The sequence below is a fragment of the Janthinobacterium sp. CG3 genome (assembly GCF_000344615.1).
Classification (GTDB): domain Bacteria; phylum Pseudomonadota; class Gammaproteobacteria; order Burkholderiales; family Burkholderiaceae_D; genus Janthinobacterium.
This window is the reverse complement of record NZ_KB467824.1, coordinates 4,009,322-4,035,080: the sequence shown is the minus strand read 5'-3', so window position 1 is coordinate 4,035,080 and position 25,759 is coordinate 4,009,322. Positions and strand designations below refer to the sequence as shown.

Sequence of the window (25,759 nt, the reverse complement as noted above, 5' to 3'; positions counted from 1 at the left end):
ATGAATAAGAAAGAATCACGGCTTCGCCGCGGGCGCCAAACCCGCATCAAGATCGCGGAGTTGAAAGTAAATCGCTTGTCGGTGCACCGCACCAACCTGCACATTTACGCGAACCTGATCAGCCCGGACGCGAAAATTCTGGTGTCGGCCTCGACCGCCGAAGCAGAAGTACGCGCCGAACTGGCTGGCCAGTCGGGCAAGGGCGGCAACGCCGCCGCCGCTGCTCTGGTCGGCAAGCGCGTCGCTGAAAAAGCTTTGAAAGCAGGGATTACCGAAGTTGCGTTTGACCGCTCCGGTTTCCGTTACCACGGCCGTGTGAAGGCGTTGGCAGAAGCCGCGCGTGAAGCCGGTCTGAAGTTCTAAGGAAGAATCGTCATGGCAAAAATGCAAGCGAAAATGCAAAGCGACAAGCCGGATGACGGCATGCGCGAAAAAATGATCGCGATCAACCGCGTGACCAAAGTGGTCAAGGGTGGTCGTATCATGGGTTTCGCCGCGCTGACCGTGGTTGGTGATGGCGATGGCCGCATCGGCATGGGCAAGGGCAAGTCGAAAGAAGTGCCGGTTGGTGTCCAGAAGGCGATGGAAGAAGCCCGTCGCAACCTGATCAAAGTGCCGCTCAAAAACGGTACGCTGCATCACACCGTCACGGGCCGTCACGGCGCGTCGAAGGTGCTGATGAACCCGGCCAAGCCGGGTACCGGCGTGATCGCCGGTGGTGCAATGCGCGCGATCTTTGAAGTAATGGGCGTGACGGACGTGGTGGCGAAATCCACCGGCTCGTCGAACCCTTACAACTTGGTGCGTGCGACATTGAACGGCTTGGCAAAAATGAGCACTGCTTCCGACATCGCCGCCAAACGCGGCAAGTCGGTCGAAGACATTCTGGCTTAAGGCAAAAAAATGACAACCACACTCAAAGTGCAATTGGTCAAGGGCTTGATCGGTACGCGCGAATCGCATCGCGCTACCGTGCGCGGTCTGGGTCTGCGTCGGGTTAACTCGGTTTCCGAGTTGCAAGACACCCCATCCGTTCGCGGCATGATCAATAAAGTATCGTATCTCGTTAAAGTTGTCGCGTAAGCCTTCGGGCTTACTCGAACGGAGCAAAAACATGGAATTGAATACTATTCAGCCAGCAGTCGGTGCCAAACACGCAAAGCGTCGCGTGGGTCGTGGTATCGGCTCCGGTATCGGTAAGACCGCCGGTCGCGGTCACAAGGGTCAGAAATCGCGTTCGGGCGGCTTTCATAAAGTCGGTTTCGAAGGCGGTCAGATGCCTCTGCAACGCCGTCTGCCAAAGCGCGGTTTCAAATCGATGCACGCCACCTTCAAAGCTGAAGTGCGCCTGTCCGATTTGAACAAGCTGGCCGTTGGCGAAGTCGACATTCTGGTCTTGAAGCAAGCTGGCGTTCTGGGCGTGTTGGCCCGTGACGTGCGCGTGATCTTGTCCGGCGAAATCACCAAGGCGGTGAATTTGAAGGGCTTGAAAGTGTCCGCTGGCGCGAAAGCGGCCATCGAAGCAGCTGGCGGCTCGGTAGCCTGAGTTGACAGCTAACAGCTTGATCGGAGCGAAAATTGGCGACTAATCCACAACTTGCTAAAAGTGCAGCTGCCGGTTTCCCTTGGGGACGGCTCTGGTTTTTGCTTGGCGCATTGGTGGTTTATCGTATCGGTGCTCACGTCCCGGTTCCCGGGATTGACCCGACACAATTGGCCTTGCTGTTTAAACAGAACGAAGGCGGCATCCTGGGCATGTTCAACATGTTCTCGGGTGGCGCCCTGTCCCGTTTCACAGTGTTTGCGCTGGGTATCATGCCTTACATTTCGGCCTCGATCATCATGCAGTTGATGTCGATCGTGTCGCCGCAGATGGAAGCGTTGAAAAAAGAAGGCGAAGCCGGCCGGCGCAAGATCACCCAGTACACCCGGTATTTCACGGTTGCGCTGGCGACGTTCCAAGCGTTAGGCATTGCAGTCGCCCTGGAGTCGCAAGCTGGTCTGGTTCTGGACCCTGGTCTTGCATTCCGCTTCGTGACGGTCGTCACTTTGCTGACCGGAACAATGTTTTTGATGTGGTTGGGCGAGCAAATTACCGAGCGCGGCTTGGGAAATGGCATCTCGATCATCATCTTTGCCGGGATCGCCGCCGGTCTGCCAGCAGCACTGGGTGGTTTGTTCTCCCTGGTGTCGAACGGTTCGATCAGCAGCATAGGCGCGATTTTCATCGTGATCCTGGTAGCGGCAGTCACGTTCTTCGTGGTATTCGTCGAACGCGGTCAACGCAAAATTTTGGTCAACTACGCGAAGCGCCAGGTTGGTAACAAGATCTACGGCGGGCAAACGAGTCATCTGCCGCTGAAGTTGAACATGGCCGGCGTGATTCCGCCGATCTTTGCTTCTTCGATCATCTTGTTCCCGGCCACTATCGTGGACTGGTTTTCGAAGGGCGCCGACAACGCTAACCCTGCGGTGCGGTTCTTGAAAGATTTGGCAGCATCGATGGGGCCAGGCGAGCCTATCCATGCGCTGTTGTACGCAGTGGCAATTGTGTTTTTCTGCTTTTTCTATACGGCGCTGGTATTCAACAGCAAGGAAACGGCGGATAACTTGAAGAAGAGCGGGGCCTTTGTGCCAGGGATTCGTCCCGGTGAGCAGACTGCCCGTTACATCGACAAGATCCTGACACGCTTGACACTCGCCGGCGCGGTCTACATCACCTTGGTGTGTTTGTTGCCGGAATTTATGCAAGCCCAGTGGAAGGTACCATTCTACTTCGGTGGTACTTCTTTATTGATTATTGTGGTTGTCACCATGGATTTCATGGCTCAGGTACAAAACTACGTGATGTCGCAGCAATATGAATCGCTGCTGCGCAAAGCAAATTTCAAGGGCGGAATTCCGACGCGATAAGCGCGGTAAACATACCGAATGGCAAAAGACGACGTCATACAGATGCAGGGCGAGATTCTTGAGAATCTCCCAAATGCAACATTTCGAGTGAAGCTAGAGAACGGACACGTTGTGCTCGGGCATATTTCAGGTAAAATGCGGATGAATTATATTCGCATCCTTCCTGGGGACAAGGTCACGGTGGAGTTGACGCCGTACGACCTGAGCCGAGCGCGCATCGTGTTCCGTACCAAGTAACACGTGAATCAAACCAAAGAAGCGAAAGAAAGAGCCCAAAAATGAAAGTTCTCGCATCAGTCAAGCGGATCTGCCGCAACTGCAAGATCATCAAGCGCAAAGGCGTAGTCCGCGTTATCTGCGTGGAACCGCGTCACAAGCAGCGTCAAGGTTAATCGAGGAATAACAAATGGCACGTATTGCAGGGGTTAATATCCCAAATCATCAGCACACTGTTATTGGCCTGACCGCCATCTACGGTGTTGGCCGCCCACGCGCACAGAAAATCTGCGACGCCACAGGTGTAGCTACCAACAAAAAGATCAAAGATCTGGATGACAGCGAACTGGAAAAGCTGCGCGATGAAGTAGGTAAATTCATCGTCGAAGGCGATCTGCGTCGTGAAATCTCGATGAACATCAAACGTTTGATGGATCTGGGTTGCTACCGCGGCATGCGCCATCGCAAGGGTCTGCCTTGCCGTGGCCAGCGTACGCGTACGAACGCTCGTACCCGCAAGGGACCGCGTAAAGCCGCTCAATCGCTGAAAAAATAATCCGCTAGGGAATAATTATGGCTAAGTCGCAAAATAACGCCGCATCAGCACGCGTGCGTAAAAAAGTTAAAAAGAACGTCGCCGAAGGCATTGCACATGTCCACGCATCGTTCAACAACACGATCATCACCATCACCGATCGTCAAGGCAATGCGCTGTCGTGGGCAACCTCCGGTGGTGCGGGCTTCAAGGGTTCGCGTAAATCGACCCCGTTCGCAGCGCAGGTCGCCGCGGAAGCCGCAGGCAAGGTCGCTGTTGAGTGCGGCGTGAAGAACCTGGAAGTGCGTATCAAGGGCCCTGGTCCTGGTCGCGAATCCGCGGTTCGCGCGCTGAACAACCTGGGTATCAAGATCACCGAGATCCAGGATGTGACGCCGGTACCGCACAACGGTTGCCGTCCGCCAAAACGTCGTCGTATCTAAGACCGGCACCGGCAGAGGGCGCGCAAGCGCCAGCTGCTCTTGTTCGTTGTTAGCATAAATCGCTGGAGCAGGAGGCCGGAAACGGTTATACTGCCCGGCTGTTGTTGCCTGTCGAATCCGTTCGGCGGGTTTTTCGTTTTCAGCCACCGTCTGGTTGTCGTTGGACCAGACTAGCGCCTAACCGCACCGCGCATGCCGCGCGCCTGTGGCTGGGGCGTTATCATTCAAAAAAGGAAGCACCGTGGCACGTTATATCGGACCTAAAGCAAAACTTTCCCGCCGTGAAGGTACAGACCTGTTCCTGAAGAGCGCCCGTCGCTCGCTGGACTCCAAGTGCAAACTGGACGTCAAGCCAGGCCAACACGGTGTCAAATCCGGCGCCCGCACCTCGGACTACGGTAACCAACTGCGCGAAAAGCAAAAAGTCAAGCGCATGTACGGCGTGCTGGAACGCCAGTTCCGCCGCTACTTCGCTGAAGCGGACCGTCGTAAAGGCAACACCGGCGAAACGCTGTTGAAGTTGCTGGAAACGCGTCTGGACAACGTTTGCTACCGCATGGGCTTTGGTTCGACCCGCGCTGAAGCGCGTCAACTGGTCAGCCACAAAGCGTTCACCGTCAACGGTATCGTTGTCAACATCGCGTCGTACTCGGTCAAAACCGGCGATATCATTGCTGTTCGTGAAAAATCGAAAAAGCAAGTGCGTATCCTGGAAGCGCTGTCGCTGGCCGAACAAGTTGGTATGCCTAGCTGGGTTTCGGTTGATGCCAAGAAAATGGAAGGCACCTTCAAGTCCCTGCCAGAGCGTAACGAAATCGCTAACGACGTCAACGAATCGCTGATCGTCGAGCTGTACTCGCGTTAATAGCAGTTTGTAGGACACCCGCCCACTCGTTCGAGTGGGCGTTTTACCTATGCCATCAGCCTTATCGGTGTAATGAGCCGAGGGTATTGAAAAGGACATTTCATGCAGAACAGTTTGTTGAAGCCACGTATTATCGATGTTGAAGCTCTCGGTGCCGGTCACGCCAAAGTCGTGATGGAGCCGTTCGAGCGCGGCTACGGCCACACATTGGGTAACGCGTTGCGCCGCGTGCTGTTGTCTTCGATGGTAGGCTACGCGCCGACCGAAGTAACGATCGCCGGTGTAGTACACGAATATTCCTCACTCGATGGCGTGCAAGAAGACGTCGTCGATTTGTTGCTGAACTTGAAGGGTGTGGTATTCAAAGTCCACAACCGCGATTCGGTGACCTTGACATTGAAAAAAGAAGGCGAAGGCGCGATTCTGGCCTCCGACATCGACCTGCCGCACGACGTCGAACTGATCAACCCTGACCACGTGATCGCCCACCTGACCGCCGGTGGCAAGCTGGACATGCAGATCAAGGTTGAAAAAGGCCGTGGTTACGTGCCGGGCAACGTGCGCCGCCTGTCGGAAGACACCAACAAGACGATCGGCCGCATCATTCTGGACGCCTCGTTCTCGCCGGTGCGCCGCGTGTCGTACTTCGTGGAATCGGCCCGCGTCGAACAGCGTACCGACCTGGACAAGCTGATCATCAACATCGAAACCAACGGCGTGATCTCGCCGGAAGAAGCGATCCGCCAGTCGGCCCGCGTCCTGGTGGACCAGTTGAACGTGTTCGCCGCCCTGGAAGGCACGGAAGCGGCCGCCGAAGCGCCATCGCGCGCTCCGCTGGTCGACCCTATCCTGTTGCGTCCGGTCGACGACCTGGAGCTGACGGTGCGTTCGGCGAATTGCCTGAAAGCCGAAAACATTTACTACATCGGCGACCTGATCCAGCGTTCGGAAAACGAACTGTTGAAGACGCCAAACCTGGGCCGCAAGTCCCTGAACGAAATCAAGGAAGTGCTGGCGTCGCGCGGCTTGACCTTGGGCATGAAGCTGGAAAACTGGCCGCCTGCAGGTTTGGAGAAGTAATTTTTTTGCAGCAAACCGCCCGCGGCATGTGTCGCGGACGTTATTTTTTACAACCGGTCCGCGACTGCGCCTGCGTAGTCGATCGAAGAACTGGATGAACACTCACCGAAAGGATTTACCATGCGTCACGGTCACGGCCTCCGTAAACTGAATCGTACCTCGTCACACCGTCTTGCAATGTTGCGCAACATGACTGTTTCGTTGCTGCGTCACGAAGCAATCAAAACCACCCTGCCAAAAGCAAAAGAACTGCGCCGCGTTATCGAGCCGATTCTGACACTGGGCAAAACCGACTCGCTGGCAAACAAGCGTCTGGCCTTCAACCGCCTGCGCGACCGCGAAATGGTCCTGAAACTGTTCGCAGTCCTGGGCCCGCGTTACGCCAACCGTAACGGTGGTTACCTGCGTATCCTGAAAATGGGTTTCCGCGTCGGCGACAACGCTCCTATGGCTTACATCGAGCTGTTGGATCGTCCAGAAGTCACCGAAATAGAAGACGCAGTCGTTGCTGAGTAATTCAGTGCCGCTGGAGTAAAAAAAAGCCAGGCCCAGCCTGGCTTTTTTGCGTCTGGAGCGGGCTTGTGTGCCCCGGTGTACTATGCTGCTGTGCGCCGCCGCGGCATTCGCCGCCGCCACGCCGCCGAGGTCGGAAAGGCATTCCCTGTGTGCCGTTAAAAAGGTCTTCATGTTCAGTATTTCGCACCGCGCGGCTGCCGCCGCCCCGTTCCCGCAACGCGCCCTGAGCTGGCTGCGCCGGGCTTTCTCAACGGCCCTGCCGGTGCTGCTGGCTTTGCTGGCGGCCCTGGCCGGCACGCCGGCGCGCGCCGACGAGGAGTTCCTCGAACCCGGCGCGGCCTTCAAGTTCTCGGCGCGCATGCAGGACGGCGCCACCGTCGCCGTCACCTACGACATCGCCGACGGCTACTATATGTACCGCGAGCGCTTCCAGTTTACGGCGGCCGGCGCCACCCTGGGCGCGCCGCGGATCCCGCCCGGCAAGGTCAAGTTCGACGAAACCTTTCAAAAGAACGTAGAGACATACCGCCACGCGATCACCATCCTGATTCCGGTCCAGGCCGGCGGCCCGTTCACGCTGCTGGCCAGCAGCCAGGGTTGCTCCGACAAGGGCCTGTGCTACGCGCCGCAGGAGGCGCGCGCCAAACTGGTCGGCAGCGCCGCGGCGGCCGCCGGCATCTCGACGGCGCCGCCGGGGGGCATGTCGGTGGCGCCGTCGCCGGGCGCGCCCACCGTGGTCGCGGTTGCCGCGCCGGTCAGCGAGGTGCAGCCCTTGGCCGTCGGCGCAAGCGGCGCCGCCGCCGCGACCATCGTGACGGATGTCCCGGCGAGCCCGCCCAGCGAGATGGGCAAGATCGAGGCGGCCTTGAAAGGTGGCAAGTTGCTGGTCATTGTGCCGCTCTTCATGCTGCTCGGCCTGGGCCTGTCGTTGACGCCCTGCGTACTGCCGATGGTGCCTATCCTGTCGTTCATTATTGTCGGCGAAGGCGCCAACGCCAGCCGGAAGCGCGGCTTGTTGCTGTCGGCTACCTACGCGCTGGGCATGGCGGTGGTCTATACGGCGCTCGGCGTGGCCGCCGGCCTGGCCGGCGAGGGTTTGGCCGCGGCGCTGCAAAACCCCTGGGTGCTGGGCGCGTTCGCGCTGTTGATGGCGGGCTTGTCGCTGTCGATGTTCGGCGTCTACGAATTGCAGGTGCCGGCGGCGTTGCAGAGCAAGCTGGCGGCGGTGTCGAACCGCCAGTCGCCGGGCAAGCTGGCCGGCGTATTCGTCATGGGCGCGATCTCGGCGTTGATCGTCGGCCCCTGCGTGGCGGCGCCGCTGGCCGGCGCCTTGCTCTACATTAGCCAGACGCGCGACGTGCTGGTCGGCGGTGGCGCACTGTTCGCGATGGCGCTCGGCATGAGCGTGCCGCTGCTGCTGGTCGGCGTCTCGGCCGGTGCCTTGCTGCCGCGCGCCGGTGCATGGATGGACGCGGTCAAGCGCTTCTTCGGCGTGTTGCTGCTGGCGATGGCCTGGTGGCTGGTGTCGCCGGTGTTGCCGGCGGCGCTGCAAATGGTCGGCTGGAGCGCGCTCGGCATCGGCTATGGCGTGTATCAATTGTCGCGCGGCGGCTGGGCCGGCAAGGCGTTGGGGCTGGCGTTCGCGTTGCTGGGCGCGGTGCAACTGGTCGGTGTCGCCAGCGGCGGGCGCGACGCGCTGGCGCCGCTGGCGCACCTGCGCGGCGGCCAGCTCGCGCATCTGCCGTTCGTGCGCGTGAAAACCGTGGCGCAGTTGGACGCGGCGCTGGCGCAAACCGGCGGCAAGACCGTGCTGCTGGATTTTTATGCCGACTGGTGCGTGTCCTGCAAGGAAATGGAGAAGCTGACCTTCGTCGACCCGCGGGTGCGCGCCAAGCTGGCCAATTCGCTGTTGTTGCAGGTCGACGTGACGGCCAATGACGCCGACGACAAGGCCATGCTGAAGCGTTTCAAGCTGTTCGGGCCGCCGGGAATTATCCTGTTCGACGCGCAGGGACGGGAGATTGCCGATTCGCGCGTCATCGGATTCCAGAATACGCAGACGTTCTTGGCTTCACTGGAGAAGCTGCGTTAGTGCACACCAGAGGCAAGGTCCGGGGTCCGACCCCTCGCGCCAAGGCGAGAAGGCCCGACCCCGGGTGATGTCGCTTGCTGACTGCTTACTGTACCTTCATGCCGTCGTGGCCATGGTGGCCATGGTGGCCGCCGCGCCAGCCGCCGTGCATATTGGCGTCCAGTACCTTTTGCTGTTCCGGCGTCAACACCGCGTAGAAGGTGCGCAATGCCGCCAGGCGGCTTTCCTGCATCGCCAGGTGCTCCTTTTGCATCGCGATGTGCTTCTCCAGGCGCTCCGGCGCCGTCATCTTGGCGTATGCCGCGCGGTCCGGCCGGGCGTGCGGGCCCGTTGGCGCCGCCGCCGCGCCGAAGGCGGCCCAGGCCGGTTCTTGCGCGGCCGACAGTTTCAGCTTGTCGTGCAGCTGGGTCTTGTGTTGCGCCATGCGTTCGGCGTGCTTGGCGCCGCGCTGCTCCTGCGTCGCGGTTTGGCCGTGGTGGCCGTCTTCGGCCGAGTGCGCCGCCAGCGTCGTCGCGCCCATGCCCAGCGCGGTCAGACCAATCAACAGGCTTTTGCGTAATGTGTTCATCTTGTTTCCTTTAAGTGTTAAACGGGCTTATGCGTCACAGCAACCGGTTGGCGCTGCACATGAACCCATCATCGCCGTTCGATGTTTCAAACAAGTGTCGCGCAGGCGGCAGTTTGTATCCAATTGTTTCGTCCGGCTCGCTATATACATGACGATACAATTGGCCTGTTCAGGCCGCGCCGAACTGGGGATAATCGCGGCATGGAACCCACAACCACCATTCTGATCGTCGACGACGACCGCGACATTCGTACGCTGCTGGCGGACTACCTCGAAACCCACGGCTACCGCACCCTCGGCGCCGCCGACGGCGTCGCCATGTGGAAGCTGCTCGACGAGGCCCGTCCCGAATTGATCGTGCTCGACCTGAACCTGCCCGGCGACGACGGGCTGACCTTGTGCCGCAAGCTGCGCGCCCAGTCCAGCGTGCCGGTGATCATGCTGACGGCGCGCAGCGAGCCGCTCGACCGCATCCTCGGCCTGGAGATGGGCGCCGACGACTACCTGCCCAAGCCCTTCGAGCCGCGCGAACTGCTGGCGCGCGTGCGCAGCGTGCTGCGCCGCAGCCACGCGATGCCGTCCAACGCGCCATCCGACAAGGCGCAGCGGATGCGCTTTTCCGGCTGGACGCTGGACCTGGCCGCGCGCCACCTGCTGAACCCGGACGGCATCGTCATCATGCTGTCGGGCGCCGAATTCCGCCTGCTGCGGGTGTTCCTCGAGCATCCGAACCGGGTGCTCAACCGCGACCAGTTGCTGAACCTGACCCAGGGCCGCGACGCCGACCCGTTCGACCGCTCAATCGACATCCAGATCAGCCGCCTGCGCCAGAAGCTGGGCGAGGACGCGCGCTTGCCGCAAATCATCAAGACCGTGCGCAACGGCGGCTACGTGCTGGCCGGCCAGGTCAGCGTGGAGCCGCCGGCGTGAAGGCCTTCCTCGGTTCGATGACGGGGCGGGTGTTCCTGGTGCTGCTGCTCGGCATGGCCGCCTCGGCCGCGCTGACGCAGTGGTTGGCCTTGGGCGAGCGCCAGCGTACCATCGAGCAATACCGCGACTTCCACGCCCTCGAACGCGCCGAGCAGGTGATCCTGACGGCCGACGTGGTGCCGGCGGCCGCGCGCGCCGCCTATCTGAAGGTGGCCAACCGCGGCGGCGTGCGCCTGGAGGCGCGCGCCGACAGGCCGGCCGCGCCGGAGCTGGCGCCGACCGAATTCTCGTTGGCGCTGGGGCAGCGGCTGGGGCCGGACTTCCACCTGGCGCCGCTGGCCGAGCGCCCCGCCGCCTGCGAGCGGCCGCGCCGGCGCAGCGGCCTGTTCGGCACGCTCCAGTGGAGCGGCGCCTGCGAGAGCATGAACGTGCATATGCGCGACGGCCAGTTGCTGCACCTGTCGGTGTTGCCGCCGCGCGGCCCGCCCGGGCGCGGCAAGAACGAATGGGCGACGCTGTTGCCCTTCCTGGCCAGCATCGCGCTGCTGGCCTACCTGGTCACGCGGATGACGATGCGCCCCCTGAAGCAACTGGCGCAGGCCGCGCGCGACCTCGGCAACGACATCAACCATCCGCCGCTGGAGCTGTCCGGCGCCAGCGAGATCCGCCTCGCCGCGGCCGCCTTCAACGCGATGCAGGCGCGCATCCGCCAGCACATTTTCCAGCGCACGCAGATGCTGGCGGCCATCACGCACGACCTGCAAACGCCGCTGACGCGGCTGCGGCTGCGGCTGGAAAAGGTCGTCGAGCCGGAGTTGCACGAGCGCCTGGTGGGCGACCTGTCGGCGATGCAGCACATGGTCAAGGAGGGGCTGGACCTGGCGCGCTCGATGGACAGCAGCGAGGCGATGCAGGCGCTCGACCTCGATTCGCTGCTCGACAGCGTGTGCGCCGACGCCAGCGACGCCGGCCAGCGGGTCGCGCTGAGCGGGCACGCCGGCATGGCGCTGATGGGCCGGCCGATGGCGCTGCGGCGTTGCCTGGTGAACTTGATCGACAACGCCGTCAAGTACGGCCAGTACGCCAACGTCACGGTAGAGCGCGAGGCCGGCGCGGCGCGCGTGCGCATCCGCGACGGCGGCCCCGGCATCGCGGCCGAGCAGATGGCCAAGGTGTTCGAACCGTTTTACCGGATCGAGACGTCGCGCTCGCGCGAGTCCGGCGGCACCGGCCTGGGCCTGACGATCGCCAGCAACATCGCCGAGCAGCACGGCGTCGGCCTGCTGCTGGCGAACCACGCCGGCGGCGGCCTGGAAGTGACGCTGACGGTGCCGGAATACCGCCCGGGCAAGTAAGCCAGTTGGGCGGAAGGCGTGCAAGCTGCCCCGGCCGGCGGCGCCGCACCGGCCCGGTCTGCATGCCCTTGTGCGACAATGCCACGCCTAATGCGTGTTGGCAACATTGTGTAAACGTTGATTAACCCAGACAGCCTTCCCCCGCGAAGGCGCGAGCGAATGAAAAAATCCACTGTTGGACTCCTGGTCGGCGTCGCCGTCTGCATCGGCGCCGGCGCCTGGTATGCCACGCGGCAAGGCGGCGCACCGGCGCCGGGCCAGGCCGGCGCCGGCCAGCCGCCCACCGTCGTCACCGTCACCACGCCGCGGCGCCAGGACGTGCCGGTGCTGCTGCAGGCGAACGGCAACGTGACGCCGATCAGCAGCGTCGAACTGCACCCGCAAATCACCAGCACCATCGCCGCGGTGCACATCCGCGAGGGCCAGTTCGTCAAGGCCGGCGAGCTGATGTTTACGCTCGACGCCCGCAACCAGCAGGCCGCCGTCGACAAGGCCCGCGCCCAGGTGGCGCGCGACCGGGCCGGGCTGGCCGACGCCGAACGGCAGTACCAGCGCAGCCTTGAGCTGCTGGGCAAAAATTTCATCGCCCAGAGCGCCGCCGACACGCTGAAAAGCCAGCTCGACTCGGCGCGCGCGCTGCTCGGCGCCGACCAGGCGGCCTTGCGCGCGGCCCAGGTCGACGCCGGTTACGCCGGCATCCGCGCGCCGATGGCGGGACGGGTCGGCGCCATCGGCGTGTACCCGGGCAGCCTGGTGCAACTGGCCAGCGTGTTGACGAGCATCACCCAGCTCAACCCGATCAACGTCAGCTTCACGCTGCCGGAAAGCGCCTTGGCGGCGCTGCTGGCGGCGCACAAGGCCGGCGCCGTGCCGGTGGCGGCCGGCGTCGGCGGCAGGCAAGTGCAGGGCGCGCTCAGCTTTATCGACAGCAGCGTCGACCCGGTGGCTGGCGTGATCCGCCTCAAGGCCCAGTTCGACAACCGCGACACCCAGTTGTGGCCCGGCCAGTACGTCGCCGCCAGCCTGACCGTGCAGACGCTGAAGGACGCGCTGGTGATCCCGCAAAACGCCATCATCAGCAACAGCACCGGCGTCTTCGTCTACACCATGGAGGCCGACCGCACCGCCAAGGTGCGCCCGGTGGCGCGGCTGCACTCGTTCGGCTTGAACGCGGCCGTTTCGGGCTTGAACGGCGACGAGAAAGTCATTGTCGACGGCAAGCAAAACCTGCGCCCCGGCGGCAAGGTCCGCCTCGCGGACCAGGCCGGCAATGGCGCGCCGGCCGGCAAGGGGCAGGGCGGCGCCCACGGCAAGAAAGGCCAAGCGGGATGAACCTGTCCGAATTGTGCATACGCCGCCCGGTGATGGTGGTGCTGCTGTCGCTCAGCCTGATCCTGGTCGGCGTGCTGGCCTACATCAACATTCCGGTCGCCGCGCTGCCGAGCTATAACACCCCGGTCATCAACGTCAGCGCCGATCTGCCCGGCGCCAGTCCGGAGACGATGGCCTCGTCGGTGGCGTTGCCGCTGGAGAAGCAGTTTTCCACCATCGCCGGCCTGAGCCTGGTCACCTCGACCAGCACGCTCGGTGCGACCTCGCTGACGCTGGAGTTCGACACCAGCGTCGACGTCAACGTCGCCGCCGTCGACGTGCAGGCCGCGCTGCTGCGGGCGCAGCGCCAGTTGCCGCAGGAGATGACGGAGCTGCCGTCCTACCGCAAGATCAACCCGGCCGACGCGCCGGTGCTGTTCATGGCGATGACGTCGCCGTCGATGAACCTGTCGGACTTGAACGACTTCGCCGAAAACCTGGTCGCGCCCAGCCTGTCCACGCTGCCCGGCATCGCCCAAGTCACCGTCAACGGCCAGAAACGCTTCGCGGTGCGGGTGCGCGCCAAGGCCGACCTGATGAACGCGCGCGACCTGACGCTCGACGAGCTGGCCACGGCGATCCGCGCCGCCAACGCCAATTCGCCGCTGGGCATCCTGGACGGGCCGCAGCAGACCCTGACCATCCAGGGCAACGCGCAATTGATGAAGGCCAGCGAATTCGCCGAGCTGATCGTGGCCAACCGCAACGGCCAGCCGGTGCGCCTGAAGGACGTCGCCGACGTCGAGGACAGCTACCAGTCGGTGAAGACGGCCGGCAGCTACAACGGCGAGCGCTCGATCGTGCTGCTGGTGCAGCGCCAACCGAGCGCCAACACCGTGCAGGTCGTCGACGCGGTGCGCAAGCTGCTGCCGCGTTTGCGCGCGCAATTGCCGGACTCGATCAAGATCAGCCTGGTCAACGACCGCTCGGTGTCGATCCGCGAGGCGATCCACGACGTCAACCTGACGCTGGCGCTGACGGTGGTGCTGGTGGTGCTGGTGATTTTCCTGTTCCTGCGGCGCGCCGCCGCCACCTTCATCCCCGGTATTACGATGCCGATCTCGCTGCTGGGCGCGCTGGCCCTGCTGTACTGGCTCGGCTACAGCCTCGACAACGTCTCGCTGCTCGGCATTACGCTGGCGGTCGGCCTGGTGGTCGACGACGCCATCGTGGTGCTGGAAAATATCGTGCGGCACATCGAGATGGGCAAGAAGCCGATGCAGGCGGCGCTGGTCGGGGCCAAGGAAATGGGCTTCACCATCGTCTCCATCTCGGTGTCGCTGGTGGCCGTGTTCATCCCGATTTTCTTCATGCCGGGCGTGATCGGCCTGCTGTTCCACGAATTCGCGGTGGTGGTCTCGCTGTCGATCCTGGTCTCGGCGCTGGTCTCGCTGACGCTGGTGCCGATGCTGGCCAGCCGCCTGCTGCCGGCCGACTCGCACGACGGCCCCGGCGACGCCAGCTTCGTCGGCCGGCATGTCGAGGCCGGCTTCCTGAAGCTGAAAAACGGCTACGTGCGCTGGCTCGACAAGGCGCTGGCGCACCGCACCCTGGTGCTGCTGGTGGCGCTGGCCACGTTCGCGCTGACGGTGCTGCTGTACGCGACCATCCCCAAGGGCTTCTTCCCCGAGGAGGACCTGGGCCAGATCCGCGTCACCACCGAGGCCGCCGAAGACATCTCCTCGGAGGCGATGCTGGCCTTGCAGGCGCGCGTCGCCGCCGTGCTGCAGGCCGACCCGAACGTGCAGGACGTGACCTCCTTCGTCAGCGGCGGCAACACCGGCCGCATGTTCATGGTGCTCAAGGCGCGCGACCAGCGCGCCAAGATGGCGCAGGTGCTCGACAGCCTGCGCCGCGCCACCCGCGCCGTGCCCGGCATCGCCGTCTACCTGCAGCCGGTGCAAAACCTGCAGCTGGGCGGTCGTCCGAGCAAGAGCCGCTACCAGTACACGCTGCAAAGCGTCAGCCCGGACGCGCTCAGCGACTGGGCCGCCAAATACATCGACGGCATGCGCGCCGACCCGGCGTTCCGCGACGTCACCAGCGATTCGCAACACCGCGGCCTGCAAGCGTCGCTGAAGATCGACCGCGACAAGGCCAGCGTGCTGGGCGTGCAAATGGCCGACGTGCGCAGCGCGCTGTACCTGGCCTTCGGCGAGCGCCAAGTGTCGACGATTTATTCGCCGGCGGCGAGTTATGTCGTCATCCTGGAGGCGGCCGCGGCCGACCGGCAGTTCGACGACGCGCTGACCAAGGTGTCGGTGCGCAGCAAAGCCGGCCAGCTGGTGCGGCTGTCGAGCTTTGCCACGGTCGAGCGCACCGTCGGCCCGACCGCCGTCAACCACCAGGGCCAGTTGCAGGCGATCACGGTGTCGTTCAACCTGGCGCCGGACGTGCCGCTCGGCGTGGCCACCGGCAAGATCGAGCAGATGGGGCGCGACATGCGCCTGCCGCCGTCAATCATCACCAAGTACGGCGGCGACGCGGCGGTGTTCCAGGATTCGCAATCGAGCCAGATCATCCTGATCGTCGCCGCGCTCGGCGTCATCTATGTGCTGCTGGGGGTGCTGTACGAAAGCTACATCCATCCGCTGACGATCCTCGCCGGCCTGCCGTCGGCGGCGGTGGGCGCCTTGCTGACGCTGCGCCTGTTCGGGCTGGACCTGACGATGATCGCCATCATCGGCATCCTGATGTTGATCGGCATCGTCAAGAAAAACGCCATCATGATGATCGACTTCGCGCTGCACGCCCAGCGCAACGAGGGCATGGCGCCGGCCGCGGCGATCCGCGAGGCCTGCATCCTGCGCTTCCGGCCGATCATGATGACGACGCTGGCGGCGCTGATGGGGGCCTTGCCGATCGCCCTCGGCCTGGGCGCCGGCGCCGAGCTGCGCCAGCCGCTGGGCCTGGCCGTGGTCGGCGGCCTGATCTTCTCGCAGGTGATCACGCTGTTCATCACGCCGGTGATTTACCTGTTCCTCGACAAGTACAGCGGCGGCGGGCCGATGGGCGACGCCGAGCTGGCCGCCGCCGCGGGCACCACCGCGCCCGGCCATTGAGATACATCTTGTAACAACCGCCAAGCGCGCCATCTTGTACTCTGGCGGCAGGCAAGCGGGGACGGCGGCGGGCGCGCGCGGCGCCGCCCGCCGTTCCCAAAAACTTGGGATTCTGGCACTATGGCTGCATTTTTTCGATCTTGATCCCACTGAAAGCCTGATTCATTTTGCATGACAAGACCCACATCACCGCTGGCGAGACCGATTACTGCGAAACCTGCGGCCAGTTGATCAAGCCGCCGCCAAGTTACGGGGAGCGCAACAGCTCGAACCGGCTCGGCATCGCCCTGTCGATCCTGCTGCATGTGCTGATGGTCGGGTATTACCTGCTGCGCCCGCCGGCGCAGCGGCCGCTGCCGCCGCCGACGCGCGAGAGCGCGATGGTGTACGTGGCGCCGCTGGCCGACAAGCCGCAGCCGAAGGCGCCCGCCAAGCCGGCGGCGCCGAGCAAGGTCAAGCCGCCGCCGCCGCCGTCGCGCCAGCCGCGCGTGGCGGCGATCACGCCGCCGAAGCCGCCGCGCCAGCCGAAGCTGGAAACCATCGTGCCGCCGGTGGTGGCGCCGGTGCCGACGCCGGTGCAGGAGGTCGACATGGCGGCCTACATCGCGTCGCGGCAAAAACAGCGCGGCGCGCAAGCGGCGCCGGAGGCCCCGGAAAGCGAGAACGACCGCGCCAACCGGGTGGCGCGGGCGAATATCGCCGGCGCGCAGGGCAAGAACGCGGGCAGCGACAAGGACGATTCGGGCGGCGTGTTCTCGATCGTCGAGAAGAACTCGTTCAGCGCGACGATCAAGTTCCGCGGCTGGAACACCAACTTCAAGCGCCGCTGGCTGAACCAGGTGCAGGTGGAGCTGGGCGCCGAACTGGACATCGAGACGGCCATCGTCAAGAAAATGATCGACTTGATCCGCAAGGAAAAGCCCGGCGACTTCGTCTGGGAATCGCACCGCCTCGGCCGCAACGTGCCGATGAGCGCGCGGGTGGAGGACACGGCGGAGTTGCAGGCGTTTTTGCTGAAGGAATTTTTCCCCGAGTACCGCGCGCGCCGGTAGGCGGCGTGGCCGGCGCCTGGGCGTAAAAAAAGGGCAGGGCGCTGGCGCGGCCTGTCCTTTTGGCGTTTTGACCGGGGCGCGGCGTGTTACGCGCGCGCCTTCAGCAGGCGCGCGATGTCCAGCGCGAAGTACGTCAGCACGCCGTCGGCGCCGGCGCGCTTGAACGACAGCATCGCCTCCATCATCACCTTGTCGTGGTCGAGCCAGCCGTTTTGCGCGGCCGCCTTCAGCATCGCGTATTCGCCGCTGACCTGGTAGGCGAAGGTCGGCACCTTGAACTCGTCCTTGACCCGGCGCACGATGTCCAGGTAGGGCATGCCCGGCTTGACCATCACCATGTCGGCGCCCTCGGCCAGGTCGAGTCCGACTTCGCGCAGCGCCTCGTCGCTGTTGGCCGGGTCCATCTGGTAGGTGTTTTTGTCGCTTTTGCCCAGGTTCTTGGCCGAGCCGACCGCGTCGCGGAAGGGGCCATAGAAGGCCGACGCGTACTTGGCCGAGTAGGCCATGATGCGGGTGTGGATCAGGCCGTGCTGCTCCAGCGCGGCGCGGATGGCGCCGATGCGCCCGTCCATCATGTCCGACGGCGCCACCACGTCGACGCCGGCCTCGGCCTGGGTTAGCGCCTGGCGGATCAGCATGGCGGTGGTCTCGTCGTTGAGCACGTAACCGTTGGCGTCGAGCAAACCGTCCTGGCCGTGGCTGGTGAACGGGTCGAGCGCGACGTCGGTGAGGATGCCCAGTTCGGGAAAGTGTTGTTTTAACGCACGAACGGCGCGCGGCACCAGTCCGTCCGGATTGGTCGCCTCGACGCCGTCGGGCGTCTTCAGCGCCGCGTCGATGACCGGGAACAGCGCCAGCACGGGAATGCCCAGCGCCACGCATTCCTCGGCCACCTTCAGCAGCAGGTCCACGGAAACGCGCTCGACGCCCGGCATCGACAGCACCGGTTCGCGCTGGTTCGTGCCTTCGAGGATGAAGACCGGGTAGATCAGGTCGGACGCGGTGACCGTGTTTTCGCGCATCAGCGCGCGCGAAAACGGGTCGCGGCGCATGCGCCGCATGCGGATACCGGGGAACTGGGCGGGGGCTTGTGAGTTGTGCATCGCGAATACCATCAAAGGAATGAAGTGGTCGCCGGCGGCGGGCGCGCGGCAACGGGCGGCCGCCGCGACCCGGACCGCCGGCCCGGTGTGAAGCGCGTTACTAAACCGAATACGAGGCCGACTACGAAGCCGAACCCGGCTCCGGCTCGTCGCTGTCCTGCATCTCGACCGGCTCGGCCGGCGCGCCGGCGCCGTCGTCGCTGACGCCGGCCAGTTCCAGGATCTTGTCGTTGGCTTCTTCGATGCCGATGCGTTTCAAGGCCGAGAACAGTTGCGCGGTGAACGGGAAGCCGACGCCGTCTTCGTCGACGTAGCTGGCCAGCTTGGCGCGCGTCTGGCGCAGCACGTTGGTCGAGTCGTTGCGGTTGAGCTTGTCGGCCTTGGTCAGGATGCAATGGATCGGCTTGCCGGTCGGGGCGAACCATTCCAGCATCTGGATGTCGAGGTCGGTGAACGGGCGGCGCGAGTCCATGATCAGGATCAGCGCGGCCAGTTGTTCGCGGCGCTGGACGTAGTCGCCCAGCAGGCGCTGCCAGTGCAGCTTGGCCGAACCGGACACCTCGGCGTAGCCGTAGCCCGGCAAGTCGACCATCATGCATTCGATCTCGTCGATGATGGCTTCGTCCTTGCGGTGCTGCGCGACGTGGGCGCCGCCAACCGAGAAGTAGTTGATGTGCTGGGTGCGGCCGGGGGTCTTGGAGGCGAACGCCAGCCCTTTCTGGTTGCACAAAATATTGATGGCGGTAGATTTACCGGCGTTGGAGCGACCTGCAAATGCGATTTCCGGCACCGTGGTGTCGGGCAGGTCGCGCAGTTGGTTGACGGTCGTAAAGAAGCGGGCTTGCCAGAGTTTAGACATGGGATGGGGAGAAATTGCAACAAAAGGGGGCGAAAACGCGAGGAAGCTATTGTACAATAAGGGGTTACGAATTGTTGACATCGAAAGCGGCCGTTACATCAAAGCCCGCTGCGGCGACAATCTTTACCACTAATTTTTTGACTAGTCTCAGGGTGTTTGAATGAATCGTGCGTTTTCACCATTTGTAAAATCCTTGTTCGCCGCATTGCTGGCCGTCTCGGCCGCCGCATCGGCAAACCAAGAGAAAAAGCCGGCTCACGCCGAAGCCGCCGTGGTTAAGGCCGACGCCGGCAAGGGCGCCACCCTGTACGCCGAAGGCGACGCCGCCCGCGGTTTGCCGGCGTGCGTGTCGTGCCACGGCGCCGCCGGTAATTCGACCATCGCCGCCAACCCGAAACTGGCCGGTCTGAACGAAGTCTACCTGAACAAGCAATTGGTGGAATTCACCAAGCCGGAACGCAACCAGCCGGTCATGACGGGCTTCGCCAAGATGCTCACCGACGCCGAAAAGAAAAACATCGCCGCCTACCTCGCCGTGCAAACGCCGAAACCGGGCGCCGCGAAAAACAAGGACACCGTTGAACTGGGCAAGCGCATCTACCGCGGCGGCATCGCCGAGAAAAGCGTGCCGGCCTGCGCCAGCTGCCATGGCGCCTCCGGCACCGGCATGCCGATCCAGTACCCGCGCCTCGGCGGCCAGCACCAGGACTACACGGTGGCCCAGCTGACCGCGTTCCGCGGCGGCGCGCGCAAAAACAGCGCGCAAATGTCGACCATCGCCATGCGCCTGTCGGACGATGAAATGAAGGCCGTCGCCGACTACGTCGCCGGTTTGAAATAAGCGGAAACAAGCACTACGCGGTATGTCTGGCGGCGGGCCTCGGCCCGCGGCGGGTGGCAAAAGGGCGGCAGCGTGAGCGGGCTGCCCTTTTTGTTAGTATCATGCCCGCAGCGTCGCCATGAGTGCCGCCATACTTTGAGATTGTGTTGAGCATGAGCACCCCAAGCACCACCGGAATTGAGTTGAAAACGCGCCGCCGGGCGCTGGCCGAAACCGTCGAACTGGTTTCCTCGATGCGTTTCGCGATCAGCCTGCTGACCCTGATCGCGATTGCCTCGATGATAGGCACCGTGCTCAAACAGAACGAGCCGATGCCGAGCTATGTGAACCAGTTCGGGCCGTTCTGGTTCGAGGTGTTCCACAAACTCAGCCTGTACGCGGTGTACTCGGCCTGGTGGTTCCTGCTGATCATGGCGTTCCTGGTGGCGTCGACGTCGCTGTGCATCGTGCGCAACGCGCCGAAAATGCTCAAGGACATGCGCAGCTGGCGCGACAACGTGCGCGAGCAATCGCTGCGCAACTTCCACCACAAGGGCGAATGGCGCTCGCCGCTGGCGCGCGCGGCGCTGGCGCAACAGACCGTGGCGCGGCTGGAAGACGCCGGCTACAAGGCCAAGGTGGTCGACAAGGGCCACGCCACGCTGGTGGCGGCCAAGCGCGGCGCGGCCAACAAGTTCGGCTATATCTTCGCGCACAGCGCGATCGTCATTATTTGCATCGGCGGCTTCCTCGACTCCGACATGCCGATCCGCTTCCAGCAGTGGTTCATGGGCAAGACGCCGTTCGCCGGCAGCGGCGTGATCGCCGACATTCCGGAAAAGCACCGGCTGAGCCTGTCCAATCCCACCTTCCGCGGCAACACCATGATTCCCGAGGGGGCGAGCAGCAACGCCGCCGTGATTCCGCAGGCCACCGGCGTGCTGATCCAGGATTTGCCGTTCACCATCTCCCTGAAAAAATTCCACATCGACTTTTACAGCACCGGCATGCCCAAGCTGTTTGCCAGCGACGTGGTGATCAAAGACCACGAGAGCGGCGCCAGCTTCGCCGCCACCATCAAGGTCAACGAGCCCTTGCTGTACAAGGGGCTGGCGGTGTACCAGTCCAGCTTTGAGGACGGCGGCAGCAAGCTCAAACTGACCGGCTTCCCGATGACCGGCAGCGCCACCGCGCGCTTCGACATCGCCGGCGAGGTCAGCGGCAGCACGCCGCTGGCGCTGGCGTCGGGCGAGGCGTATACGGTCGAATGGTCGGGCTTTCGCCCGTTCAACGTGGAAAACCTCGCGGCCGGCCAGGATGTGCGCGCCGTCAGCAAGACGGCCAGCTTGAACGAGCAGTTCGCGGTCGGGCTCGACAAGCGGCTCGGCTCGGCGGCGAAAAACGCCAACAACAAGGATTTGAAGAACGTCGGCCCGAGCGTGCAATACAAATTGCGCGACAAGACCGGCCAGGCGCGCGAATACCAGAACTACATGCAGCCGGTCAGCGTCGACGGCGCCACCGTGTTCCTGGCCGGTATGCGCGTCAATCCGGGCGACCCGTTCAGCTTTTTGCGCATTCCCGCCGACGACGGCCACAGCGTCAACGAGTGGATGCGTTTGCGCGCCGCGCTGCAAGACCCGGCGCTGCGCGGCCAGGCCGCCGCGCGCTATGCGCAGCGGGCCATGCCGCAGGCCGGCGCCGAGGCGCTGCGGCTGCAACTGCAAGAGTCGGCCGCGAAGAGCCTGGGCATTTTCGCCGGCGACGGCAAGGACGGCGGTTTCCTGGCCATTTCGCGTTTCCTTGAGAAAATCCCGGCCGCCGAGCAGGAAAAGGCCGCCGACATTTTCATGAAGATACTCAACGGCAGCCTGTGGGACCTGTGGCAGGCCGCGCGCGCCAAGGACGGCCTGGCGCCGGTGGCGGGCGACCAAGTCCACGGCCGCTTCCTGCAACTGGCCACGAACGCGCTGTCGGACAGCTTCTTCTACGGCGCGCCGGTCTACCTGCAACTGGACGATTTTACCGAGATCAAGGCCTCGGTGCTGCAGGTGACGCGTTCGCCGGGCAAGAGCGTGGTCTATCTGGGCTGCCTGTTCCTGGTGCTGGGCGTGTTCGCGATGTTCTATATCCGCGAGCGCCGCCTGTGGGTGTGGATCAAGGACGGCGCCGACGGTAGCGGCGGCGCCGAGGCGTTGATGGCGATGAGCACGCAACGCAAGACGCTCGACTTCGAGAAGGAATTCGAGGCTTTGAAAGCGAAGTTGCCGCAGTCGGCGTAAGGTAGTGTGGCGCGGCGCTCCCGCAAGGGCGCGGCGCCACGGCAGCGCAGCACGACACTAGCGGAGCACGCCGCATGACGCTAGCGACAGTGATATCCGGACGTCCGCCGCGGCGCCCCGGGTTTTGGAGAGAATGATGGAATTGACACAACAAACCTATACCCGCGCGCCGGGCTTTTTCAAGCGCCTGACGACGCTCGACTGGCTGTTCGGCGCGCTCTTGCTGTGCGGCTCGCTGTACGGCCTGAACCGCTTCGGCGCCTATATGGACATCTACGAGAAGGTGATCATGCTGGCGTGCGCGCCGACTTTCGCCTGGCTCGGCTGGCACTGGAAGCCGGTGCGCTGGCTGATGCCGCTGGCGGCGCTGCTGGCGCTGTTCGCGGTGTCGCTGTACGGCGGCAACCTGGACGCGGCGAATACCCGGTTTTTCCTCAAGTACATGCTGTCGAGCCAGTCGGCGATCCTGTGGATGGGCACCTTTTTCGTGCTGTCGACGGTGTTTTACTGGATCGGCCTGGCGGCGCGCTCCGACTTCGGCTCGTCGGTCGGCTCGGTGCTGTGCTGGGCCGGCGTGGTGCTGGGCCTGACCGGCATGCTGGTGCGCTGGTTTGAATCGTATCTGGTCGGCAGCGACGTCGGCCACATCCCGGTGTCGAACCTGTACGAAGTGTTCATCCTGTTTTCCCTGATCACGGCGATGTTCTACCTGTACTACGAGCAAAGCTACGCGACCCGCCAACTGGGCGCCTTCGTCATGCTGGTGATCACGGCCGCGGTGGTGTTCCTGCTGTGGTACACCGTCACGCGCGACGCCGCCGACATCCAGCCGCTGGTGCCGGCGCTGCAAAGCTGGTGGATGAAAATCCACGTGCCGGCCAACTTCATCGGCTACGGCACCTTCGCGCTGTCGGCCATGGTGGCCGCGGCCTACCTGCTGAAGTCGCACGGCCGCCTGGTCGACCGCCTGCCGTCGCTGGAAGTGCTCGACGACGTCATGTACAAGGCCATTTCCGTGGGTTTCGCTTTCTTCACCGTCGCCACCATCCTCGGCGCGCTGTGGGCGGCCGAGGCCTGGGGCGGCTACTGGTCGTGGGACCCGAAGGAAACCTGGGCCCTGATCGTCTGGCTCAACTACGCCGCCTGGCTGCACATGCGCCTGATGACGGGCCTGCGCGGGCGCGTGGCGGCCTGGTGGGCGCTGGTGGGCCTGCTGGTGACCACCTTCGCCTTCCTCGGCGTAAACATGTTCCTGTCCGGCCTGCATTCTTACGGCAAACTGTAGGCGACATTAAGTCACGATTAATTCGGGCCGGATAGTGTAAGGTTAGTCAGTCTTGGCGCGACCAAGACGCAATCCCTTCTCTTTCTGTCCCGGAGCCGCCATGCTGATCCAACGCAGTCCCAACGGTATCGACCTGCCGTTTTCTTCCGAAATTACGCCGCGCGAGGTGTTCGAGTCGCGCCGCCGTTTCATCCAGCACATCGGGGCCGGCTCGATCGCCGGCGCTTCGCTGCTGGCCATGGCCGGGCGCGAAGCGTTCGCCCAGAACGGCGCCAACCCGAAGCTGCCGGCGCGCCTGAATCCGGCGTACTCGTCGATGGACAAGCCGAGCGCCTACAAGGACGCCACCACCTACAACAACTTCTACGAGTTCGGCACCGACAAGGCCGACCCGGCGCACAACGCCGGCACGCTGAAGACGCGGCCGTGGACGGTGACGATCGAAGGCGAAGTGAAAAAACCGATGACGCTGGACCTGGACGCGCTGCTCAAGCTGGCGCCGCTGGAGGAGCGCATCTACCGTCTGCGCTGCGTCGAGGGCTGGTCGATGGTGATTCCGTGGGTCGGCTATTCGTTTTCCGAGCTGATCAAGAAGGTCGAGCCGACCGGCAACGCCAAATACGTCGAGTTCGTCAGCCTGGCCGACAAGAAGCAAATGCCCGGCGTCGGCAGCCGCGTGCTGACCTGGCCCTACGTCGAGGGCTTGCGCATCGACGAGGCGAACCATCCGCTGGCCCTGTTGACGCTGGGCATGTACGGCGAGACGCTGCCGAACCAGAACGGCGCGCCGGTGCGCATGGTGCTGCCGTGGAAGTACGGCTTCAAGTCGGCCAAGTCGATCGTCAAGATCCGCTTCGTCAAGGAGCCGCCGCGCACCGCCTGGAACGTGTCGGCGCCGTCGGAGTATGGTTTTTACTCGAACGTCAACCCGGAAGTCGACCACCCGCGCTGGTCGCAGGCCAGCGAGCGCCGCATCGGCGAGGACGGCTTCCTGGCGCGCAAGCGCAAGACCTTGATGTTCAACGGCTACAACGACGTCGCCTCCCTGTACGCCGGCATGGATTTGAAAAAATTCTTTTAAGCAGCCATGCCATTCAATCCGAACCCCAAACAGCTGAGCTGGCTGAAAGTGGCGCTGTTCCTGCTGTCGCTGCTACCGTTCGGGCGCATGGTGTGGCTGAGCGCGACCGGCCAGCTGGTCGAACCGCTGGAGTTCCTCACCCGCGGCAGCGGCGACTGGACCCTGTATTTTCTGTGCATTACCCTGGCCTTGACGCCGCTGCGCCGGCTGGCGAAGTGGAACTGGCTGGTCAAGCTGCGGCGCATGCTGGGCCTGTTCGTGTTTTTCTACGCCGCGCTGCACTTCACCACGTTCCTGTGGTTCGACCACTTTTTCGACCTGGCCGAAATGTGGCGCGACGTGCTCAAGCGGCCCTTCATCACGGTCGGCTTCAGCGCCTTCGTGCTGTTGATCCCGCTGGCCGCCACCAGTAGCAACGCGATGGTGCGCCGGCTCGGCGGCAAGCGCTGGCAGTGGCTGCACCGGCTGGTTTACCTGATCGCGCCGCTGGCCATCCTGCATTTCTGGTGGATGAAGGCCGGCAAAAACAACTTTGCACAACCTATCTTATTTGGCTTGATCGTCGCGCTATTGCTCGGTATTCGCTTGTATTGGGCGCGCAGCAAAGCCGCCGCCGCGAAGGCCGCCTAGCACCCTCTGTGTCTGTCCTTGCGCGCGCCCTCGAAGAAATTGTCGCCGACGAGTAGGGCGCCGGCGTCGGCCCGTGGCGCCGCGTTTATTGCACAGGCGTCGGCATGGCCGGTGGCGGCGGCACCGGCGCCGGGGTGATTGCCGGCTTGCCGCTTGTGGCCGCTTGCTCGGGCGCCGGTTTGGCCGGCGGCTTCGGCATGAACAGCGGACCCGGTTGGCCGCAACCGGCCAGCATGCCGGAGATGAGCAGGGAAATGCTGATATACAACGCTAAAGATGACTTCACGATTAGAATCACGGTTTGATATGAGATCTTGGAGTGTAGCATGAGCGAATCGGAATTCCTGGCACTGGCCGAAGCAACCCTGACGGCGATCGAGGCGTCGCTGGACCGTTTGAACGACGAGGACGTGCTCGATGTCGAATGCAGCCGCAGCGGCAACGTGCTGCAAATCGAGTTTATCGACAACGGCTCGAAAATCATCGTCAACAGCCAGGCGCCGATGCAACAGTTGTGGGTGGCGGCGAAATCCGGCGGTTTCCATTACGGCCGGGTCGGCGAGCAGTGGATCGACACGCGCGACGGTTCCGAGTTGTTCGCCGCGCTGTCGGCGCTGGCCAGCGCCCAGGCGGGCGCACCGGTGACCTTGTCCTAAGGAAGTAACAAGGGGGAGGGCCGCCGGCTTGCGCCGCCAGCCCTC

General features: G+C 63.6%; 28 protein-coding genes. 24 read left to right on the top strand and 4 right to left on the bottom strand.

The features are described 5' to 3' along the window. From rplR to dsbD, 13 genes are all read left to right on the top strand, one after another. On the top strand, positions 1–363 hold the full coding sequence (gene rplR, locus JANGC3_RS0117795; protein WP_017877847.1) for a 50S ribosomal protein L18: 363 nt from the start codon (positions 1–3) through the stop codon (positions 361–363). Positions 364–375: 12 nt separating this feature from the next. Continuing rightward, positions 376–894, top strand: a complete 519-nt coding sequence (rpsE, locus tag JANGC3_RS0117790; protein WP_017877846.1) for a 30S ribosomal protein S5 — start codon at positions 376–378, stop codon at positions 892–894. A 9-nt stretch (positions 895–903) separates the two neighbouring features. Next, positions 904–1,083 (top strand): 50S ribosomal protein L30, encoded by a 180-nt coding sequence (gene rpmD, locus JANGC3_RS31730; RefSeq protein ID WP_081611904.1) that lies wholly within the window; start codon positions 904–906, stop codon positions 1,081–1,083. A gap of 31 nt (positions 1,084–1,114) precedes the next feature. Continuing rightward, positions 1,115–1,546 carry a 50S ribosomal protein L15 gene (rplO, locus tag JANGC3_RS0117785; RefSeq protein ID WP_017877845.1) on the top strand — a complete coding sequence of 144 codons (432 nt, stop codon included), beginning with the start codon at positions 1,115–1,117 and terminating at the stop codon, positions 1,544–1,546. Positions 1,547–1,578: 32 nt separating this feature from the next. After that, entirely contained in the window at positions 1,579–2,913 is a 1,335-nt protein-coding gene (gene secY / locus JANGC3_RS0117780) for a preprotein translocase subunit SecY (RefSeq protein ID WP_026133138.1), read from the top strand. Positions 2,914–2,931: 18 nt separating this feature from the next. Beyond that, entirely contained in the window at positions 2,932–3,150 is a 219-nt protein-coding gene (gene infA / locus JANGC3_RS0117775) for a translation initiation factor IF-1 (protein ID WP_005663428.1), read from the top strand. Between the two features lie 41 nt (positions 3,151–3,191). Next, complete coding sequence (rpmJ, locus tag JANGC3_RS31725; protein WP_010394471.1) at positions 3,192–3,305, top strand: 50S ribosomal protein L36; 114 nt, start codon at positions 3,192–3,194, stop codon at positions 3,303–3,305. Positions 3,306–3,319: 14 nt separating this feature from the next. After that, a complete protein-coding gene (rpsM, locus tag JANGC3_RS0117770) occupies positions 3,320–3,685 on the top strand; it encodes a 30S ribosomal protein S13 (RefSeq protein WP_017877843.1) in 366 nt (121 codons plus the stop codon). 17 nt (positions 3,686–3,702) lie between these two features. Next, positions 3,703–4,107 (top strand): 30S ribosomal protein S11, encoded by a 405-nt coding sequence (gene rpsK / locus JANGC3_RS0117765; protein ID WP_010394475.1) that lies wholly within the window; start codon positions 3,703–3,705, stop codon positions 4,105–4,107. 241 nt (positions 4,108–4,348) lie between these two features. After that, entirely contained in the window at positions 4,349–4,972 is a 624-nt protein-coding gene (gene rpsD, locus JANGC3_RS0117760) for a 30S ribosomal protein S4 (RefSeq protein ID WP_017877842.1), read from the top strand. A 102-nt stretch (positions 4,973–5,074) separates the two neighbouring features. Next, complete coding sequence (locus JANGC3_RS0117755; RefSeq protein WP_008444343.1) at positions 5,075–6,052, top strand: DNA-directed RNA polymerase subunit alpha; 978 nt, start codon at positions 5,075–5,077, stop codon at positions 6,050–6,052. Between the two features lie 120 nt (positions 6,053–6,172). Then, on the top strand, positions 6,173–6,568 hold the full coding sequence (rplQ, locus tag JANGC3_RS0117750) for a 50S ribosomal protein L17 (protein WP_026133137.1): 396 nt from the start codon (positions 6,173–6,175) through the stop codon (positions 6,566–6,568). A 169-nt stretch (positions 6,569–6,737) separates the two neighbouring features. Continuing rightward, entirely contained in the window at positions 6,738–8,660 is a 1,923-nt protein-coding gene (gene dsbD / locus JANGC3_RS0117745; RefSeq protein ID WP_157406713.1) for a protein-disulfide reductase DsbD, read from the top strand. Positions 8,661–8,745: 85 nt separating this feature from the next. Here dsbD and JANGC3_RS0117740 read toward each other — a convergent pair whose 3' ends face one another. Further along, positions 8,746–9,228, bottom strand: coding sequence for a Spy/CpxP family protein refolding chaperone (locus JANGC3_RS0117740; RefSeq protein ID WP_017877838.1), 483 nt, complete (start codon positions 9,226–9,228; stop codon positions 8,746–8,748). Positions 9,229–9,429: 201 nt separating this feature from the next. Here JANGC3_RS0117740 and JANGC3_RS0117735 point away from each other — a divergent pair, with 201 nt between their 5' ends. The 5 genes from JANGC3_RS0117735 to JANGC3_RS0117715 all read left to right on the top strand — a co-directional run bounded on the left by JANGC3_RS0117735 (position 9,430) and on the right by JANGC3_RS0117715 (position 16,998). Further along, the gene (locus tag JANGC3_RS0117735; protein WP_017877837.1) at positions 9,430–10,158 is read left to right on the top strand and encodes a response regulator; all 729 of its coding nucleotides are present in this window, start codon (positions 9,430–9,432) and stop codon (positions 10,156–10,158) included. Beyond that, complete coding sequence (locus JANGC3_RS0117730; protein ID WP_157406710.1) at positions 10,155–11,513, top strand: ATP-binding protein; 1,359 nt, start codon at positions 10,155–10,157, stop codon at positions 11,511–11,513. Before JANGC3_RS0117735 ends, JANGC3_RS0117730 begins: the two co-directional genes overlap by 4 nt. A gap of 159 nt (positions 11,514–11,672) precedes the next feature. After that, complete coding sequence (locus JANGC3_RS0117725; RefSeq protein ID WP_017877835.1) at positions 11,673–12,845, top strand: efflux RND transporter periplasmic adaptor subunit; 1,173 nt, start codon at positions 11,673–11,675, stop codon at positions 12,843–12,845. Continuing rightward, positions 12,842–15,946: an efflux RND transporter permease subunit gene (locus tag JANGC3_RS0117720; RefSeq protein WP_026133135.1), complete on the top strand. Its 3,105-nt coding sequence runs from the start codon at positions 12,842–12,844 to the stop codon at positions 15,944–15,946. Before JANGC3_RS0117725 ends, JANGC3_RS0117720 begins: the two co-directional genes overlap by 4 nt. Before the next feature lie 167 nt (positions 15,947–16,113). Continuing rightward, positions 16,114–16,998, top strand: a complete 885-nt coding sequence (locus JANGC3_RS0117715) for a hypothetical protein (RefSeq protein ID WP_017877833.1) — start codon at positions 16,114–16,116, stop codon at positions 16,996–16,998. Between the two features lie 86 nt (positions 16,999–17,084). Here the strand turns inward: JANGC3_RS0117715 and hemB are convergent, their stop codons facing one another. Further along, positions 17,085–18,101 carry a porphobilinogen synthase gene (gene hemB, locus JANGC3_RS0117710; RefSeq protein WP_026133134.1) on the bottom strand — a complete coding sequence of 339 codons (1,017 nt, stop codon included), beginning with the start codon at positions 18,099–18,101 and terminating at the stop codon, positions 17,085–17,087. A 121-nt stretch (positions 18,102–18,222) separates the two neighbouring features. Next, positions 18,223–18,960, bottom strand: a complete 738-nt coding sequence (gene yihA, locus JANGC3_RS0117705) for a ribosome biogenesis GTP-binding protein YihA/YsxC (RefSeq protein ID WP_017877831.1) — start codon at positions 18,958–18,960, stop codon at positions 18,223–18,225. A gap of 160 nt (positions 18,961–19,120) precedes the next feature. On the opposite strand from yihA, the gene JANGC3_RS0117700 reads away from it, so the two are divergent. From JANGC3_RS0117700 to JANGC3_RS0117680, 5 genes are all read left to right on the top strand, one after another. Next, positions 19,121–19,801, top strand: coding sequence for a c-type cytochrome (locus JANGC3_RS0117700; RefSeq protein ID WP_026133133.1), 681 nt, complete (start codon positions 19,121–19,123; stop codon positions 19,799–19,801). A gap of 152 nt (positions 19,802–19,953) precedes the next feature. Beyond that, a complete protein-coding gene (locus JANGC3_RS0117695) occupies positions 19,954–22,062 on the top strand; it encodes a cytochrome c biogenesis protein ResB (RefSeq protein WP_026133132.1) in 2,109 nt (702 codons plus the stop codon). A gap of 136 nt (positions 22,063–22,198) precedes the next feature. Then, on the top strand, positions 22,199–23,347 hold the full coding sequence (ccsB, locus tag JANGC3_RS0117690; protein WP_026133131.1) for a c-type cytochrome biogenesis protein CcsB: 1,149 nt from the start codon (positions 22,199–22,201) through the stop codon (positions 23,345–23,347). A gap of 100 nt (positions 23,348–23,447) precedes the next feature. Continuing rightward, a complete protein-coding gene (gene msrP / locus JANGC3_RS0117685) occupies positions 23,448–24,428 on the top strand; it encodes a protein-methionine-sulfoxide reductase catalytic subunit MsrP (protein ID WP_017877827.1) in 981 nt (326 codons plus the stop codon). A 6-nt stretch (positions 24,429–24,434) separates the two neighbouring features. Next, positions 24,435–25,058, top strand: coding sequence for a sulfite oxidase heme-binding subunit YedZ (locus JANGC3_RS0117680; RefSeq protein ID WP_017877826.1), 624 nt, complete (start codon positions 24,435–24,437; stop codon positions 25,056–25,058). Between the two features lie 85 nt (positions 25,059–25,143). Here the strand turns inward: JANGC3_RS0117680 and lptM are convergent, their stop codons facing one another. Then, positions 25,144–25,344 carry an LPS translocon maturation chaperone LptM gene (gene lptM, locus JANGC3_RS0117675; RefSeq protein WP_026133130.1) on the bottom strand — a complete coding sequence of 67 codons (201 nt, stop codon included), beginning with the start codon at positions 25,342–25,344 and terminating at the stop codon, positions 25,144–25,146. Between the two features lie 40 nt (positions 25,345–25,384). Here lptM and cyaY point away from each other — a divergent pair, with 40 nt between their 5' ends. Then, entirely contained in the window at positions 25,385–25,714 is a 330-nt protein-coding gene (gene cyaY, locus JANGC3_RS0117670) for an iron donor protein CyaY (RefSeq protein WP_017877824.1), read from the top strand. Positions 25,715–25,759: the final 45 nt, after the last annotated feature.

Bases quoted from the DNA above. Each gene is read 5' to 3' on its own strand.
- rplR (WP_017877847.1), top strand. From the start codon at position 1: ATGAATAAGAAAGAATCACGGCTTCGCCGCGGGCGCCAAACCCGCATC.
- rpsE (WP_017877846.1), top strand. From the start codon at position 376: ATGGCAAAAATGCAAGCGAAAATGCAAAGCGACAAGCCGGATGACGGC.
- rpmD (WP_081611904.1), top strand. From the start codon at position 904: ATGACAACCACACTCAAAGTGCAATTGGTCAAGGGCTTGATCGGTACG.
- rplO (WP_017877845.1), top strand. From the start codon at position 1,115: ATGGAATTGAATACTATTCAGCCAGCAGTCGGTGCCAAACACGCAAAG.
- infA (WP_005663428.1), top strand. From the start codon at position 2,932: ATGGCAAAAGACGACGTCATACAGATGCAGGGCGAGATTCTTGAGAAT.
- rpmJ (WP_010394471.1), top strand. From the start codon at position 3,192: ATGAAAGTTCTCGCATCAGTCAAGCGGATCTGCCGCAACTGCAAGATC.
- rpsM (WP_017877843.1), top strand. From the start codon at position 3,320: ATGGCACGTATTGCAGGGGTTAATATCCCAAATCATCAGCACACTGTT.
- rpsK (WP_010394475.1), top strand. From the start codon at position 3,703: ATGGCTAAGTCGCAAAATAACGCCGCATCAGCACGCGTGCGTAAAAAA.
- JANGC3_RS0117755 (WP_008444343.1), top strand. From the start codon at position 5,075: ATGCAGAACAGTTTGTTGAAGCCACGTATTATCGATGTTGAAGCTCTC.
- rplQ (WP_026133137.1), top strand. From the start codon at position 6,173: ATGCGTCACGGTCACGGCCTCCGTAAACTGAATCGTACCTCGTCACAC.
- dsbD (WP_157406713.1), top strand. From the start codon at position 6,738: ATGTTCAGTATTTCGCACCGCGCGGCTGCCGCCGCCCCGTTCCCGCAA.
- JANGC3_RS0117740 (WP_017877838.1), bottom strand. From the start codon at position 9,228: ATGAACACATTACGCAAAAGCCTGTTGATTGGTCTGACCGCGCTGGGC.
- JANGC3_RS0117735 (WP_017877837.1), top strand. From the start codon at position 9,430: ATGGAACCCACAACCACCATTCTGATCGTCGACGACGACCGCGACATT.
- JANGC3_RS0117725 (WP_017877835.1), top strand. From the start codon at position 11,673: ATGAAAAAATCCACTGTTGGACTCCTGGTCGGCGTCGCCGTCTGCATC.
- JANGC3_RS0117720 (WP_026133135.1), top strand. From the start codon at position 12,842: ATGAACCTGTCCGAATTGTGCATACGCCGCCCGGTGATGGTGGTGCTG.
- hemB (WP_026133134.1), bottom strand. From the start codon at position 18,101: ATGCACAACTCACAAGCCCCCGCCCAGTTCCCCGGTATCCGCATGCGG.
- yihA (WP_017877831.1), bottom strand. From the start codon at position 18,960: ATGTCTAAACTCTGGCAAGCCCGCTTCTTTACGACCGTCAACCAACTG.
- JANGC3_RS0117700 (WP_026133133.1), top strand. From the start codon at position 19,121: ATGAATCGTGCGTTTTCACCATTTGTAAAATCCTTGTTCGCCGCATTG.
- JANGC3_RS0117695 (WP_026133132.1), top strand. From the start codon at position 19,954: ATGAGCACCCCAAGCACCACCGGAATTGAGTTGAAAACGCGCCGCCGG.
- ccsB (WP_026133131.1), top strand. From the start codon at position 22,199: ATGGAATTGACACAACAAACCTATACCCGCGCGCCGGGCTTTTTCAAG.
- msrP (WP_017877827.1), top strand. From the start codon at position 23,448: ATGCTGATCCAACGCAGTCCCAACGGTATCGACCTGCCGTTTTCTTCC.
- JANGC3_RS0117680 (WP_017877826.1), top strand. From the start codon at position 24,435: ATGCCATTCAATCCGAACCCCAAACAGCTGAGCTGGCTGAAAGTGGCG.
- cyaY (WP_017877824.1), top strand. From the start codon at position 25,385: ATGAGCGAATCGGAATTCCTGGCACTGGCCGAAGCAACCCTGACGGCG.